Annotated in this window: 13 protein-coding genes; 11 read left to right on the top strand and 2 right to left on the bottom strand. The window is 72.0% G+C overall.

The window, feature by feature from the left end:
- The 11 genes from Ae150APs1_RS12255 to rplL all read left to right on the top strand — a co-directional run bounded on the left by Ae150APs1_RS12255 (position 1) and on the right by rplL (position 11,488).
- Complete coding sequence (locus Ae150APs1_RS12255; RefSeq protein WP_010243254.1) at positions 1-843, top strand: ABC transporter permease; 843 nt, start codon at positions 1-3, stop codon at positions 841-843.
- The gene (locus tag Ae150APs1_RS12250; RefSeq protein ID WP_075297596.1) at positions 840-2,294 is read left to right on the top strand and encodes an MCE family protein; all 1,455 of its coding nucleotides are present in this window, start codon (positions 840-842) and stop codon (positions 2,292-2,294) included. The genes Ae150APs1_RS12255 and Ae150APs1_RS12250 overlap by 4 nt, the downstream gene beginning before the upstream one ends.
- A complete protein-coding gene (locus Ae150APs1_RS12245) occupies positions 2,291-3,547 on the top strand; it encodes an MCE family protein (protein WP_075297594.1) in 1,257 nt (418 codons plus the stop codon). The genes Ae150APs1_RS12250 and Ae150APs1_RS12245 overlap by 4 nt, the downstream gene beginning before the upstream one ends.
- Positions 3,547-4,512, top strand: a complete 966-nt coding sequence (locus tag Ae150APs1_RS12240; RefSeq protein ID WP_075297592.1) for an MCE family protein — start codon at positions 3,547-3,549, stop codon at positions 4,510-4,512. The genes Ae150APs1_RS12245 and Ae150APs1_RS12240 overlap by 1 nt, the downstream gene beginning before the upstream one ends.
- Positions 4,512-5,912 (top strand): MCE family protein, encoded by a 1,401-nt coding sequence (locus Ae150APs1_RS12235; RefSeq protein ID WP_075297590.1) that lies wholly within the window; start codon positions 4,512-4,514, stop codon positions 5,910-5,912. The genes Ae150APs1_RS12240 and Ae150APs1_RS12235 overlap by 1 nt, the downstream gene beginning before the upstream one ends.
- Complete coding sequence (locus Ae150APs1_RS12230; RefSeq protein WP_075297588.1) at positions 5,909-7,225, top strand: MCE family protein; 1,317 nt, start codon at positions 5,909-5,911, stop codon at positions 7,223-7,225. The genes Ae150APs1_RS12235 and Ae150APs1_RS12230 overlap by 4 nt, the downstream gene beginning before the upstream one ends.
- A complete protein-coding gene (locus Ae150APs1_RS12225; RefSeq protein WP_075297586.1) occupies positions 7,222-8,517 on the top strand; it encodes an MCE family protein in 1,296 nt (431 codons plus the stop codon). The genes Ae150APs1_RS12230 and Ae150APs1_RS12225 overlap by 4 nt, the downstream gene beginning before the upstream one ends.
- A 177-nt stretch (positions 8,518-8,694) precedes the next feature.
- Positions 8,695-9,267 carry a hypothetical protein gene (locus Ae150APs1_RS12220; protein WP_083680089.1) on the top strand — a complete coding sequence of 191 codons (573 nt, stop codon included), beginning with the start codon at positions 8,695-8,697 and terminating at the stop codon, positions 9,265-9,267.
- Between the two features lie 71 nt (positions 9,268-9,338).
- Positions 9,339-10,190 carry a hypothetical protein gene (locus Ae150APs1_RS30425; RefSeq protein WP_083680088.1) on the top strand — a complete coding sequence of 284 codons (852 nt, stop codon included), beginning with the start codon at positions 9,339-9,341 and terminating at the stop codon, positions 10,188-10,190.
- Positions 10,191-10,481: 291 nt separating this feature from the next.
- Positions 10,482-11,051, top strand: a complete 570-nt coding sequence (gene rplJ, locus Ae150APs1_RS12210; RefSeq protein WP_075297584.1) for a 50S ribosomal protein L10 — start codon at positions 10,482-10,484, stop codon at positions 11,049-11,051.
- A gap of 47 nt (positions 11,052-11,098) precedes the next feature.
- Positions 11,099-11,488, top strand: a complete 390-nt coding sequence (gene rplL / locus Ae150APs1_RS12205; protein WP_075297582.1) for a 50S ribosomal protein L7/L12 — start codon at positions 11,099-11,101, stop codon at positions 11,486-11,488.
- A gap of 68 nt (positions 11,489-11,556) precedes the next feature.
- On the opposite strand, the gene Ae150APs1_RS12200 is transcribed toward rplL, so the two are convergent.
- Both Ae150APs1_RS12200 and Ae150APs1_RS12195 read right to left on the bottom strand, forming a co-directional pair.
- Positions 11,557-13,239: an AMP-binding protein gene (locus tag Ae150APs1_RS12200; protein WP_075297580.1), complete on the bottom strand. Its 1,683-nt coding sequence runs from the start codon at positions 13,237-13,239 to the stop codon at positions 11,557-11,559.
- The gene (locus Ae150APs1_RS12195) at positions 13,239-14,210 is read right to left on the bottom strand and encodes a cyclase family protein (protein WP_010232381.1); all 972 of its coding nucleotides are present in this window, start codon (positions 14,208-14,210) and stop codon (positions 13,239-13,241) included. Before Ae150APs1_RS12195 ends, Ae150APs1_RS12200 begins: the two co-directional genes overlap by 1 nt.
- Positions 14,211-14,684: the final 474 nt, after the last annotated feature.

Here is a 14,684-nt window from a genome sequence, read left to right as displayed (position 1 = left end):
ATGGCCACACAACTGGGCACGCGGGCCCGCCGGCTGGCGCAGGCACCGCTGAACCAGCTCGAAGAGCTGGGCGACCAGCTCTCGCTGTACACCCGGTCGATCGTCTGGATCCCGAAGACGCTCAAGGACTACCGCAAGGAGGTCGCCCGGCTGCTGGCCGAGGTCTCCTTCGGGTCCGGTGCGCTGATCGTCATCCTGGGCACGGTCGGCGTGATGGCGTCGCTGTCGCTGTTCGTCGGCTCGCTGGTCGGCCTGCAGGGCTTCCGGGCGCTCGACGCGCTCGGTGTCGAGGCCCTGACCGGCTTCATCACCGCCTACTTCAACACTCGGTCGATCGCGCCGCTGGTCGCCGCGTCGGCGCTGACGGCGACGCTGGGCGCCGGCTTCACCGCGCAGCTCGGCGCGATGCGGATCTCCGAGGAGATCGACGCGCTGGAGGTCATGGCGGTGCCCTCGGTGCCGTACCTGGTCACCACCCGGGTGATCGCGGGCATCGTCGCGATCATCCCGATCTACACGCTGGGCCTGCTCGCGAGCTACGCCGCCGCCCGCCTGAACGTGACCCTGGTCAACGGACTGTCCGGTGGTACCTACGACCACTACTTCGACCTGTTCCTGCCGGTCAGCGACGTGCTGTTGTCGTACCTGAAGGTGATCGTCTTCGCGACGGTGATCATCCTGATCCACTGTCACTACGGCTACGCGGCCAAGGGCGGCCCGGCAGGCGTCGGCGTGGCGGTCGGCCGCGCGGTGCGGCTGTCGATCGTGAGCACCGCGATCCTGGACTTCTTCCTGACGCTGGTCATGTTCGGCACCTCGACCTCGGTGCGGGTGGCCGGATGAGGTCCCCCAAGCGAGTCCTCCAGGGCCTGGCGTTCCTCACCGTCATCGTGGTGCTGCTCGGCCTCGCCGTCGCGCAGTACTCGGGCCTGTTCTCCTCCGGCGTCCCGGTGACCCTCAACGTCGCCCGGGTCGGCACCCAGATGCAGGAGCGCGCCGACGTCAAGGTGCGCGGGCTCATCGTCGGCGAGGTCGACCAGGTCACCTCGGACGGGCAGACGACCAGCATCGAGATGTCGATGAACCCGGCGCTGATCGACCAGATCCCGGAGAACGTCCAGGCGCAGCTGCTGCCGAAGACGCTGTTCGGCGAGAAGTTCGTGTCCCTGGTCCCGCCGCAGGCCCCGGCGACGACGCGCCTCACCGCGGGCGACGTGATCCCCGAGGACCGCAGCCAGGGCGCGATCGAGGTCGAGCGGGTGCTCGACGAGCTCCTCCCGCTGCTGCAGACCGTCCGTCCGCAGGACCTGGCGACCACGCTGAGTTCGCTGTCCCAGGCGCTGCAGGGCCGTGGTGACCAGCTGGGTCAGACGCTGACCCAGCTCAACACGCTGGTCGAGGGCCTGAACCCGGCGGTGCCGGACCTGCAGGAGGACATCCGCCAGCTCGCGACGTTCTCGGACAACCTGAACACCGCGGCGCCGGACCTGCTCGACGCGCTCGACGACCTCACCGTCACCAGCCGGACGATCGTCGAGAAGCGCGAGGGGCTGCGGAACCTGTACCGCTCCGTCACCGGGGCGTCCGACGACCTGCGGGCCTTCCTCGACGCCAACGGCGACAACATCATCGGCGTCTCGAGCGCCAGCAGGCCCACGCTGGAGACCCTGGCCCGGTACTCGCCCGAGTTCCCGTGCCTGACCCGCCAGCTCGTCGATCTGGTCCCGAAGATCAACGACGCGATCCGGCCGGGCACCGACCGGGTCGGCGTCAACATCACGCTGGAGATCGTCGCCAGCAAGGGCAAGTACCTGCCGAACCAGGACGAGCCCGAGTACGGCGACGACCGCGGCCCGCGCTGCTACCCGATCCCGGTCCCGGAGGGCACCCAGTATCCGCCGGACGGCCCGTTCCGTGACGGCTCGGTGCCCGGCCCCGGCCCGGCAGGCCAGCCGATGGGCAACCCGGAGGACTTCGGCGTCGACACCTTCGGCACCTACGACGGCACCGACAGCTTCGGCCTGGTCCAGGACCAGAGCGCGCAGAACGGCGCCGGGATCCTGCCCCCGCTGACGACGGCGCTCGGGCAGGCCGGCATCCAGCCGAGCTCGCACACCGCCGGTGAGCACCAGTCCGGCGCCGTCGACATGGGCGTCGCCAACTCACCCGGCGAGCAGCAGGTCGTCGCACAGCTGCTGGCCGCACAGCAGGGCGGCTCCCCGGAGGCCGTCCCGGCCTGGAGCAGCACGATGGTCGGCCCGCTGCTGCGCGGGGCGGAGGTGACGCTGACGTGAGCAGGCTCCCGCTCTCCCCGCTGATCAAGTTCCTGGTGTTCGCGCTGGTCACGGCGCTCGGGACCACGGTCCTCGGTCTGACGATCGCGAACGCCCGTGGCGGCGACACCACCGAGTACACCGCGCGGTTCACCGACGCGACCGGCCTCCTGGCCGGCGACGACGTCCGGATCGCCGGCGTCGTCGTCGGGTCGGTGAAGGACGTCCGCATCGTCGACCGGCGCGTCGCCGAGGTCGAGTTCGACGTGAACTCGTCCACGCAGCTGCCCGCGTCCACCAACGCGGCGCTCAAGTACAAGAACCTCATCGGGCAGCGCTACCTGGCGCTCGACCAGGGCGCGGGCCCGACCGGTGAGACGCTGCCCGCCGACGGCCAGATCCCGCTGGAGCGCACCCGGCCTGCGGTCAACCTGACTGTGCTGTTCAACGGCTTCCAGCCGCTGTTCCAGGGACTCGACCCGGACCAGATCAACAAGCTGTCGATGGAGATCGTCCAGGTCCTGCAGGGCGAGGGCGGCACCGTGCAGTCGCTGCTCGCGTCGACGTCGTCGCTGACGAACTCCGTCGCCGACCGCGACCAGGTGATCGGGCAGGTCATCGACAACCTGAACCTGACCCTGCAGACGGTCAACGACAACGACCAGGGGCTCAACGAGCTGATCAGCTCGCTGCAGGCCGTGGTGTCGGGGCTCGCCCAGGACCGTGAGCCGATCGGGAACGCGATCGAGTCCATCGGCACGCTGACCCAGGTCACCGGGTCGTTCGTGGAGGACGCGCGGCCCGCGCTGCGCGACGACATCCGCAACCTCGGCGACCTGGCCACCCAGCTCGACCAGGGCCGGCCCGCGATCGAGCGGTTCCTGGAGTACGCGCCGTTCAAGCTGAACCGGATCGCCCGGGTCGGCTCCTACGGCAGCTGGTTCAACTTCTACCTGTGCGGCCTCGACGGGAACATCGGCGTCTCGCCGATCCTCCCGCCGACCTCGCTGGAGGACCTCGGCCTGGGCGGTCTGGCGCAGAACCCCGAGCGCCGCTGCGGCCCGGACCCGTCCGGGCTCGGCCCGGGCGGCACCGGCCCGACCGACGGCTCGGCGCCCGACGGGGGCCCGGACGAGCGGGCGCAGGGGCCGGAGCAGAACCCGCTGATGCGCGACCCGAACACCGAGTCGCTGGAGCAGCTGGCGAACCCGGCCGGGCAGGGCGTCGACTCCAGCGGCGACCCGACCGCCGCGCTGCAGCCGGGAGGCAACTGATGGCACAGGTGGGGCAGAAGCGGCCCGTCCTGGTCGCCACGATCGGCCTCGTGACCGTCGTGGCGCTCACCCTGGCCGCGTTCAACTACGAGGCGCTGTTCTCCGGGGCGACCCGCTACACCGCGGAGTTCCCGGAGGCCGCCGGCCTGCAGGCGAACGACCGGGTCACGGTCGCCGGCGTCGAGGCGGGCCGGGTGCAGAGCGTCGAGCTCGAGGGCGACCACGTGAAGGTCGACTTCAGCGTCGAGGAGGCATGGGTCGGCAACCGGACGACGGCGTCGATCGAGATCGCGACGCTGCTCGGCTCGAAGTTCCTGGCCCTCGACCCGCGCGGCGACGCCGAGCAGGACCCGGACGCGCCGATCGGGCGGGACCGCACCAAGTCCCCGTTCGACGTCGTGGACGCGTTCAACGGGCTGTCGGGCACCATCGACCAGCTCGACACCGACCAGCTGGCGACGAGCCTGACCACGCTCTCGGACACCTTCCGGGAGACGCCGCCGGAGATCCGCGGGGCGCTGGACGGCCTGTCCCGGCTCTCGAACACGATCTCCAGCCGGGACGGACAGCTCAAGCAGCTGCTCGCCAACACCCGGCAGCTCTCGACCACGCTGGCCGACCGGCGGGGCGACGTCGTCAAGCTCGTCGCCGACGGCAACCTCCTGCTCGGCGAGCTGCAGCAGCGCAAGGACGCCATCGCGAACCTGCTCGACGGCGTGCAGAAGCTCTCGGTGCAGCTGCGCGGGCTGGTGGGCGACAACCAGGAGCAGCTGCGGCCGGCGCTGGAGACCGTGGACAAGGTGCTGGCGGTGCTCGAGGAGAACCGCGACAACCTCGGCGAGATCCTGGACAAGGAAGCGGTGTTCGTCCGCGTGTTCGGCAACGCCCTCGGCAACGGCCGCTGGTTCGACAACTACGTCTGCGGGCTCGTCCCGCCGGCCGTCCCGCTGGGGGGTGACTGCTGATGGGTTCCTGGGCCAACGACCGGCGCGCGCTGCAGTTCGGTGCCCTGGTCGCCGTCGTCGCCGTGCTGGCGGCGAGCGCGATCTGGCTGATCACCTCCGGTGGCGGCCGCCCGGTCACCGCGTACTTCACCAGCGCCGCGGCGCTGTTCGAGGACAACGACGTGCGGGTGCTCGGCGTCCCGGTCGGGAAGATCGAGAAGATCACCCCCGAGGGTGACCGGGTGCGGGTCGACATGACCATCACCGACGACGACGTGACCCTCCCGGCCGACGTCAAGGCCGCGGTGGTCTCGCCCAGCCTCGTCACCGGTCGGTACGTCCAGCTGACGCCGGTCTACACCGGTGGTCCCGAGTGGAACGGCGAGCCGATCCCGCTGGAGCGCACCGCGTTCCCGCTGGGCGTGGACGACCTGACCCGGACCGCCACCGAGCTGTCCCGGGCACTCGGCCCGCAGGGCGTCAACGCGAACGGTGCGCTGAACGACACGCTCGACGTCGCCGCGCAGAACCTCGACGGCAACGGCCGTGCTCTCAACGACACCATCCGCAACCTCGGCGGGCTCTCGACGACGCTGAACGGCTCCAGCGAGGACCTGTTCGGCACCGTCACCGAGCTGCAGAAGTTCGTCGCCACGCTGAAGGAGAACGACCCCGGCGTGCGGGAGCTCAACGGCAAGCTCGCCGACGTGACCGGGTTCCTCGCGGGCCAGCGCGGCGAGCTGGGCGGCGCCCTCAACGAGCTGTCCTACGCGCTCGGGGACGTCGCGGGCTTCGTCCAGGACAACCGCGGCGCGCTCAAGTCCAACGTGGACAAGCTCGCGAACGTGTCGCAGGAGGTCGTGGACCACCAGCGGGCGCTGGCCGAGATCGCGGACACCGCCCCGGCGGCACTGGGCAACCTGGCGAACATCTACAACGGATCGTCGGAGACCCTGGACACCCGGGCGAACATCAACGAGCTGGCGTACCCGCTGCCGGTCGCGATCTGCGAGATCCTGCGCCGGGGAGCGGGCGCGCTCCCCACGGAGGGGCCGCAGGCCGGAGCCGGAGCGCTGTGTGACGGCCTGCAGCCGATCCTCGACGGCGCGGTCCCGCTGCCCACGCCGCAGGAGATCATCACCCAGCTCCAGCAGGGCGTGACGCCGTCCAACCCGGCGCTGCCCCAGCTGCTGCCCGGCTCGCCGCTCTCCCTGACCGACCCGGGTTCGCAGCTGCGGGCCCCGGGCGCCCCGGCGCCGTCCGCCCCGGAGGCCCCGGCCCCGGAGGCCCCGGCCCCCGGTAGCGCCCCGCCCGCCGCTCCGGCACCGACGTCCGGCCCCCAGGCCACGCCGACACCGGTACCCGAGCCGGAGGAGCGCGGCGGCGGCCTGTTCGGCGGACTCTTCGGAGGTGGATCGTGATCGGCACGACCGGCCGGATCGGTCGCGCCGCTGCCCTGCTGACCGCCGTGGCGATCGGTGCGAGCGGCTGCGGCGTGGTCGACGGCGGCCTGCGGGGCATCCCGCTGCCCGGTGGTGCGAGCCTCGGCGACGACCCCTACCGGGTGCAGATCGAGTTCCCGGACGTCGTGGACCTCGTCCCGCAGTCGATCGTGCGCTACGGCGACGTCCCGATCGGGACGGTCGAGAGCGTCGACGTGGAGCCGGCCTCCTGGAACGCGCTCGTCACGATCGACGTCAACCGCGACGTCGAGCTGCCGGCGAACTCGACCGCCCGGGTGCGGACGACGTCGCTGCTCGGCGAGAAGTTCGTGTCCCTGGACTGTCCGCAGGGTCCCGCCGAGGGCTCGCTGGCCCAGGCCGGGCGGATCCCGCTGCAGTCCTCCGGCCGGGCGGCCGAGGTCGAGGAGGTGCTCGGCGCGCTGTCGATGCTGCTCAACGGTGGCGGCGTCGCGCAGATCCGGACGATCTCCACCGAGCTCAACAACGCGCTCTCCGGACGCGAGCCGGAGATCCGGGCCCTGCTCGGCAACCTCGACCAGCTGGTCGGGTCGCTGGACCAGAGCAAGGACGACATCAACCGCGCGCTCGACGGCCTCAACCGGCTGTCGGCGACGCTGGCCGAGCGCCGTCCGCAGATCCAGAACGCCCTGCAGAACATCAGCCCCGGGCTGCGCGAGCTGGAGGCGCAGCGGACCCAGCTGGTCGGGATGCTGCAGGCGCTCGACCGGCTGTCCGGCGTCGCGACGAACGTCGTGAACCGCTCCCGCGACGACCTCCTCGCCGATCTCGAGGCGCTGCGACCGGTCCTGCGCAACCTCGCCGACTCCGGGCAGAACCTGCCGGACTCGCTCGAGCTGCTGCTGACGATCCCCTTCACCGACGCGGCCACCGACGCCGTCGCCGGCGACTACGCGAACCTCTACGTGACGGTCGACGCGGACCTGGGGAACATCCTGCAGAACATCCTGAACTCCCGGCAGCTGGGACTCCCGCTGCCGCTGGACCAGCTCCAACAGCTGCCGCCGACGGCCCAGCTGCTCACCCCGCTGCTCGGCGGGGACGCGCCGGCCACCCCGCCTGCCCCCGGCGTCCCGCAGCTGCCGCTGCTCGGGCCGGAGCAGGAGACCCCGGCACCGGCGCCCCCCGCGGAGGGCGCGCCCGGGACCCCGGCGCCGTCCGGAACGGCACCGGCGACCCCGACCCCGGCGCCCGAGTCCGGTGACTCCGGCGGTGGCGGTCTCCTCGGCGGACTCTTCGGAGGTGGATCGTGATCACGAAGACCGTCCGCTGGCAGCTGATCGCGCTGGCGATCGTGACGATCGTCGGTGTCGGCTACGCCGGGTTCCGCTACGCGGGCCTGGACCGGATCTTCGGGGCGACGACGTACCCGGTGACCGTGCAGATGGCCGACTCCGGCGGGATCTTCACCGGCGCCGACGTCACCTACCGCGGCGTCAGCGTCGGCCGGGTCGGCCCGCTGTCGCTGTCCCAGTCCGGCGTCGACGTCCAGCTGGACATCGCCAACGGGTCGCCGGAGATCCCGGCCGACACCCGCGCCGTCGTCGGGAACCTGTCGCCGATCGGTGAGCAGTACGTCGACCTGCGGCCCGTCGCCGACGGCGGCGAGACCCTCGCCGCCGGTGCCGTGATCCCGCAGGAGCGCACCCAGGCCCCGGTCGGGATCAACACCTTCCTGACCGAGCTCGACGGGCTCGTCTCGACGGTCCCGAAGGACTCGCTGCGCACCGTGGTGTCGGAGCTGGGCCAGGGCTTCGAGGGCACCGCGCAGCCGCTGCAGCAGCTGCTCGACACGTCCGGGCAGTTCACCCGGACCGCGACCGAGGCGCTGCCGCAGACGACGGCGCTGATCCGCGACGCGCGTCCGGTCCTGACCACCCAGAACGAGGTCGCACCGCAGTTCCAGGAGTTCAGCCGGGGGCTGCGCGAGGTCGCCGAGCAGCTGAAGCAGTCCGACCCGGACATCCGGCGGATCATCGACGACGGCCCCCGGGCCGGCGACCAGCTGAGCGGGCTGATCCGCGAGAGCGGCCCGGGTCTCGGCGAGTCGGTCGCGAACCTGCGCACCGTCAGTGAGCTGCTGGAGCCGCGCCAGGCGGGGCTGCGCCAGCTGCTGGTGACCTACCCCGGACTGGTCGCCGTGGCGCCGAACGTGGTGCCCGGCGACGGGACGGCCCACCTCGGCCTGGTGGTCAACTTCTTCGACCCGCCGGCCTGCGCCCGTGGGTACGAGGGCACGGACACCCGGGGTGGCCTGGACGTCAGCGAGGTCCCGGTGAACTCCGACGCCCGCTGCGCCGAGCCCCCCGGCAGCCCCACCAACGTGCGCGGTATGCAGAATGTCGAGAGGCCCCAGCCTCTCGAGGTGCAGGACTACTCGGGCAACTCCGGGTTCTCCGGGAACGGTGGAGACCCCGGCGCCGGTGGGACCGACGGTGGGCCCGGGACGCGGCCCAACGCCGGTTCGCTCGGTGACGACCGTCCCGAGCGGATCGCTTCGTCTGGCCTGGTCGACGACGCCGCCCAGATCCTGATGGGCGGATGAGCGCGACGGTCGCGCCCCCGGCGGGCGTGACCGGCACGACGGTCGTGCACCCCCGTGGCGCGACCGGCACGACGACCGCGGTGCCGCGGCCGCCCGCAGGGCGGCCCGGCCCCACGGCCGCCTCGAGCGGCCGCCGAGCGGCTGTGCCCCCGCAGCCGGGAGGAGGAACGCTCCGCAATGGTCACCGAACTCGACGAGCGCCCGGCCGACGCCGGGGAGCCGCCGAACCCCCCGAGGGAGCCGGGACGGCTCGCCCGGATCCTGCCGATCGCGGCGATCGTCGCCGCGGTGCTGGCACTGGTCTTCGGAGCGCTCTGGCTGATCGCCCTGAACAGCGACTCGGTGCAGGTGGCGCAGGCCCGTGACGAGGCACTGCGCGACGCCCGCCAGGCCGTCATCAACCTGAACACGCTGGACCACAACGACGCCCAGAAGGGCCTGGACCTGTGGATCCAGTCGTCGTCGGGCTCCGTGCGGGACGAGTTCGAGAAGAACCGTGACGCCTACGCCCAGCTCGTCACCCAGCAGAAGCGCACGACCACCGCGACCGTCGCCGACGCCGCCGTGTCCGAGGTCGACCCGCGGGCCGGGACGGCCAGGGTGCTGGCCGGAGTCGACGTGACCGTGACCCCCGAGGGCGGCCAGCCGACCGTGACCCGGCAGCGCATCGAGCTCGGCATGGTCGACACCCCGGACGGCTGGAAGGTCGACGCCCTCGAACCGCTGCTGACGCCCGGTTCCGAAGGCTGAGTCCCGCCCTCCCGGCGGCCCGCACCGGCCGCCGGCCCGCTCCCAGGTCGACCACCCCAGGAGGTCACCGCATGTCCACCCCGCGCCGCCGCCCCACGGGCGGCATCCGCAGGCCCCAGGTCGCCGGGCGGCCGCGCACCGGCCGCGCCGACGACGAGCACGACGGCGCCACCGAGACCGCCGGGCAGCAGCAGGCCGGCGTCGCCGTCGACGAGCGCTCCGACGCCCCGGTCGACGTCGCGCCGGCCGCTCCGGTCCGCACCGATGCCGAGGAGCCCGGCGACGCGGTCACCGACGAGGCCCCCGACGCCGCCGACGCCCCCGACGGCGCCGGGGACGGGTCCACCGGGCCGGGGGACCCCGGCGGGTCCGGGACCCGCCGCCGCGGCCTCCCGCTGCCCGCCGCCCCGGCCACCGGCCGGGCGACCGCGGTGCTGCTCGCCGTCACCGTGCTGCTCACCGCGGCCGCCGCGTTCTTCGGCGTGCAGTGGTACCGCACCGAGTTCGCCGGCTCGGCGGCGAACACCGCCCTCACCGACGTCGGCGCCACGGCGGAGGTGAGCGCCCAGGTCGGCGAGGCGGTCACCAAGGTCTACTCGTTCGACTACGCCCGGCTGCAGCAGGCCGAGGCCGACGCCGCCGACGTGATCACCCCGGCCTTCCGGCCGGAGTTCGAGCGGATCTTCGGCAGCGTGCGGGACCTCGCCCCGCAGCAGCAGGCCGTCGTCACCGCGACGATCCCGAAGTCCGCGGTCGCGAGCATCGACGGCGACCGGGCCACCGTGTACGTGTTCGTCAACCAGGTCATCCGCCGTCAGGCCGACGGCGGGGCGCCGCAGGAGGGCTCGGCCGCGGCCCGGCTGCGGATCGACGCCGAGTTCGTCGACGGCCGCTGGAAGATCGGCGCCATGACCCCGGCCTGAGCCCGGTCGGGACGCCGCGTCCCGCGCCCCGTACCCCCGCCTGCCGGGGGTGCGGGGCGCTCGCGTAGGGTTGCCGTCGATCCACCGAAGACCGCAGGTCTGCGCCCCGGCTCGCCGGAGCGTCGAAGGTCCCGGAAGAACCGGGCGGCCCGCGCAGGAGGACGAGGCGGTCCGGCGCGACAGCGCCCCAGTACTTTCCACGCCCCGTGCTCTGCGCACGGGGCGTTCGTCGTCTCTCGGGGTCGGTGCGGTGGCACCTGCAAGGACCAACCACCCGAGAGGAGGGCAGCGATGGCAGCACCTGACAAGGTCGCAGCGGTCGAGGAGATCACCAGCCGCTTCCGCGAGGCCAACGCCTCGGTCGTGACCGAGTACCGCGGTCTCAGCGTCGCCAAGCTGACCCAGCTGCGCCGGGACCTGGGTGCGGACGCGAAGTTCCGCGTCGCGAAGAACACGCTGGTCAAGCGCGCGGCCGCGGACGCCGGGGTGCAGGGTCTGGACGACCTGCTCGCCGGTCCGACCGCGATCACGTTCATCCAGGGCGAGGCTGTCGACGCCGCCAAGGCGCTGAAGAAGTTCGCCAAGGAGAACCCCGGCCTGTCGATCAAGGGCGGGTACATGGACGGGCGTGCCCTGTCCGTCTCCGAGATCGAGCAGCTCGCGGACCTCGAGTCCCGCGAGGTGCTGCTGGGCAAGCTGGCCGGCGCGATGAAGGCGAACCTGTCGAAGGCCGCGACGCTGTTCAGCCAGCCGGCCTCCCAGGTCGCCCGGCTCGCTCAGGGCCTGGCCGACAAGAAGGCCGAGGGCGGCGAGTCCGTCCCGGCCGAGGCCGCGGCCGACGGCGACTCCGCCGAGAGCTGATCACCACCCCCACCGAACGTCTTTCGTAAGAGAAAGGACCAGCCATCATGGCGAAGCTGTCCACCGACGAGCTGCTCGACGCCTTCAAGGAGCTCACCCTCCTGGAGCTCTCGGACTTCGTGAAGAAGTTCGAGGAGACCTTCGACGTCACCGCCGCCGCCCCGGCCGCCGTCGCGGCCGCCGGCGCCCCGGCCGCGGGCGACGCCCCGGCCGAGGAGGAGAAGGACGAGTTCGACGTCGTCCTCGAGTCCGCCGGTGACAAGAAGATCCAGGTCATCAAGGTCGTCCGTGAGGTCGTCTCGGGCCTGGGCCTCAAGGAGGCCAAGGACCTCGTCGAGGGTGCGCCGAAGCCGCTCCTCGAGGGCGTCAACAAGGAGGCCGCGGACGCGGCCAAGGCCAAGCTCGAAGAGGCCGGCGCCAAGATCTCCCTCAAGTGATCTGAGGGCATGCGCCCGGAAGGGGCGGGACCCGATGCGGGTCCCGCCCCTTCTGCGTTCCCGGGGTCCTATCCCCGCGGGTCGCGGTCCCGCAGCTCCCGGCGGAGGACCTTGCCGGTCACCGTCTTGGGCACCTCGTCGAGGATCTCGACCTGCCGCGGGTACTTGTAGGCAGCCATCCGCTCCCTCGTGAACGCGACGAGCTCCTCCGGGGTCGCGCTCGTGCCCTGGCGGAACGAGACGAAGGCCTTCACCGTCTCGCCCCGGTACCGGTCCGGGACGCCGACGACGGCCGCCTCCCGCACCGCGGGGTGCTCGTAGAGCACGTCCTCCACCTCGCGCGGCCAGACCTTGTAGCCGCCCGCGTTGATCTGGTCCTTCTTCCGGTCGACGATGTAGAACCAGCCGGCCTCGTCCATGTAGCCGACGTCGCCGGTGTGCAGCTCCGGCGGCCGCGTCGGGTCGCTGTGCAGCGCCGTCGCCGTCTCCTCCGGCTTGTTCCAGTAGCCGGACACGACCTGCGGGCCGGACGTGCAGATCTCGCCGACCTCGCCCGGCGGCAGCTCGGCGCCCTCGTCGTCGAGGATCCGCACGACGGTGTTGTAGATCGGCACCCCCACCGACAGGGCCCCGGACGCGGCGTCGACCGGGCCCTGCGTGCCGATCGGCGTCCCGTGCGACGGCGAGGTCGTCTCGGTGAGCCCGTAGACGTTGTGGATCCAGTGCCCGAACACCTCGTGGAACGCGGTCACCGTGGACGGCGGGATCGGCGCACCCCCGGACGCGATCGTGGTGAGCGACGCGAGTGCGGAGCGCTCGGCGTTCGGGGCGTTCATCAGCGCGATGAACACGGTGATCGCGCCGACGGTGAAGGTGGGCCGGTGCTCACGGATCACGTCGATCCCCAGCGACGGCTCGAACCGGTGGAACAGCACCAGCGGCACCGCCAGGTACTGGGCCAGGGTCACGTGCGCGATCAGCCCGGTGATGTGGAACAGCGGTGCCACGCCGAGCACCACGTCGTCGTCGCCGAGGTCGCACCAGGTGGCGTAGGCCTGGCTGTTGAACACGACGTTGCCGTGCGTGTTCATCGCTCCCTTCGGCGGCCCCGTCGTGCCCGAGGTGTAGGTCAGGAACGCGGTGTCCCCGGCCTCGAAGGACACCGCGGGCGGCACCGTCCCGCGGTACCGCTCCAGGAACGCGCCCAGGCCGGTGACGGCGGCCCCGGACAGGTCCGGGCGGGGCGCGTCGCCGAACGCCCGGGGGTCGTCCCGGGTCTGGAAGTCCCGTTCGGAGGTCGTGAGGACGGTGCGGACGCCGGTCCCCGCGACCACCTCGGCGGCGACGTCGGCGTAGAGCGACTCCAGGCACACCAGGACCGACGCCCCGGAGTCGCGCAGCAGCAGGTCCAGCTCCCGCTCCCGGTTCATCGGGTTGACCGAGACGGCGACGCCGCCCGCCTTCCAGGCCCCGACGAGCCCGATCACGAACTGCGGCACGTTCTGCAGGTACATGGCGACCCGCTCACCCGCGGTGAAGCCGGCGTCGAGGAGCCCGGCCGCGAAGGCGTCGGTCAGTGCGTCGAGCTCGCGGTGGGTGACAGCGCCGTCGAAGTAGCGGATCGCGTCCCCGTCGGGGTTCCGCGCCACCGCCGCGCGGAACATCGTCAGCGCATCCGGGAAGTCCGGGGTGATGTCGTGCGGCTGCCCCTCGGCGAAGCGGGGGAGCCACGGGCGGTCCGCGTACCCCATCAGCGGATCGCGATCGGGTTCACCGGCGCGCCGGTCCCGTTGACGACCTTCAGCGGCGCGGCCGCGTACAGGAAGCTCCAGCGGTTGTCGGCGGCGCAGGCGTCGGCGAGGTCGTCGAGCCAGGCGATCTCGGTGAGGGTGACGCCGAGGTTGCGCATCAGTGCGCAGTGCAGCGGCAGGGCGACCCCGGTACCCGGCTCCGTCGTCACCTCGTTCGCGATGGTGTCGGTGACGAGGTTGGGGATCTCCTTGTCCCGGAACCACTCCACGAGCTCCCGGGAGTAGGTCAGGCCGGGTTCCTTGAAGTCGGTGTAGAAGGTCTCCGGGTCGTTCAGCTCGTACCAGTACCGCATCCACCCGGTGCGGACGACGAGGACGTCGTGCGGCTCGATCTCGACCCCCTGCGCCGCCGCGGCGGCCTCGAGGTCGGTGTGGTCGAAGGTCTCGCCCTTCTCCAGCCACTGCTTCCCGCGGTGCCGGGCGACGTCGATCAGGACCCCCCGTCCGACGACACCCTTCTCGGCGATCGGGAGCACCGACGCCCGGTCCATCGCGTCGACCGTCGAGCGGGCGTCGTAGCCGTTCCAGAGCTTGCCGTCGTACCAGACGTGACCGAGCGCGTCGTACTGCGTGGAGCCCTGCAGGAAGATCAGGGCGGTGTCGTCGGCGTAGTGCAGGCCGCCGGGGAACTGTGGGGCGTCCGCACCGTCCCAGGTGCCCTCGTCCATCACGTTCTGGCGCTTGATGCCCTCCCGGCCCGGCCACAGCGGATCGCCGGGGGAGTCGGTGCGCCCCATCTGGATCTGCAGCGTGAAGACCTCGCCGGACCGCACGTGCCGTACGCCGCGCAGGACCTCGCCGGCGTCGAGGTAGTTGAGACAGCCGAGCTCGTCGTCGGGGCCCCACCGGCCCCAGTTCGACGGTGCGTCGTCCCCGAGCAGCTCGCGCATCGAAGGGGTGTCGTCGGACATCGTCGTCCTCCCGCGTCGTCATCCGCGTCGTCATCGACCCGTGACAGATCGTTGGTGTGGCGACGACGTCGTGTCAACCATCGGGAGGAACCGCTGCGAACGGACGGCCGACGACCGGTCGTCCCGGACTTCCGACCGTTCATCGACGCTCGGGGACTTGACTCGGTGCGCCGGGCAGGTCACTCTTGGGTCACGGTGGTTGCCTGGATGCTGAAATCGGCGACCTGTCTCGACAGCTGCGTTCGCAGCGTCTATAGTCATTTTTTGCGCTGCCTGCGCCCAGGCTCTGCGCGCTCACTACCGGAAGTATCCGGGCCTGGCGGTGTGTGTCCGTTGGCCGCCGGAGAGGGTCCGGCGGAGTGGGCGCGGGGATTCTGGCGCGCACGACGGCGCCTGACAACAGACGGCGTGCGACGGGGCCGGCTACCGGCTCACGATCCCGGGGGGACCCGATCGGATCGAGGGAGACGGTAG

This window comes from Pseudonocardia sp. Ae150A_Ps1, assembly GCF_001932315.1.
Taxonomy (GTDB): Bacteria; Actinomycetota; Actinomycetes; order Mycobacteriales; family Pseudonocardiaceae; genus Pseudonocardia.
Note: the sequence above shows the minus strand (reverse complement) of the source record. Positions and strands in the feature narration are given on the sequence as shown.

Coding starts and splice junctions, on each gene's coding strand:
- Ae150APs1_RS12240 (WP_075297592.1), top strand. CDS start 3,547: ATGGCACAGGTGGGGCAGAAGCGGCCCGTCCTGGTCGCCACGATCGGC.
- Ae150APs1_RS30425 (WP_083680088.1), top strand. CDS start 9,339: ATGTCCACCCCGCGCCGCCGCCCCACGGGCGGCATCCGCAGGCCCCAG.
- rplL (WP_075297582.1), top strand. CDS start 11,099: ATGGCGAAGCTGTCCACCGACGAGCTGCTCGACGCCTTCAAGGAGCTC.
- rplJ (WP_075297584.1), top strand. CDS start 10,482: ATGGCAGCACCTGACAAGGTCGCAGCGGTCGAGGAGATCACCAGCCGC.
- Ae150APs1_RS12220 (WP_083680089.1), top strand. CDS start 8,695: ATGGTCACCGAACTCGACGAGCGCCCGGCCGACGCCGGGGAGCCGCCG.
- Ae150APs1_RS12195 (WP_010232381.1), bottom strand. CDS start 14,210: ATGTCCGACGACACCCCTTCGATGCGCGAGCTGCTCGGGGACGACGCA.
- Ae150APs1_RS12250 (WP_075297596.1), top strand. CDS start 840: ATGAGGTCCCCCAAGCGAGTCCTCCAGGGCCTGGCGTTCCTCACCGTC.
- Ae150APs1_RS12200 (WP_075297580.1), bottom strand. CDS start 13,239: ATGGGGTACGCGGACCGCCCGTGGCTCCCCCGCTTCGCCGAGGGGCAG.
- Ae150APs1_RS12235 (WP_075297590.1), top strand. CDS start 4,512: ATGGGTTCCTGGGCCAACGACCGGCGCGCGCTGCAGTTCGGTGCCCTG.
- Ae150APs1_RS12255 (WP_010243254.1), top strand. CDS start 1: ATGGCCACACAACTGGGCACGCGGGCCCGCCGGCTGGCGCAGGCACCG.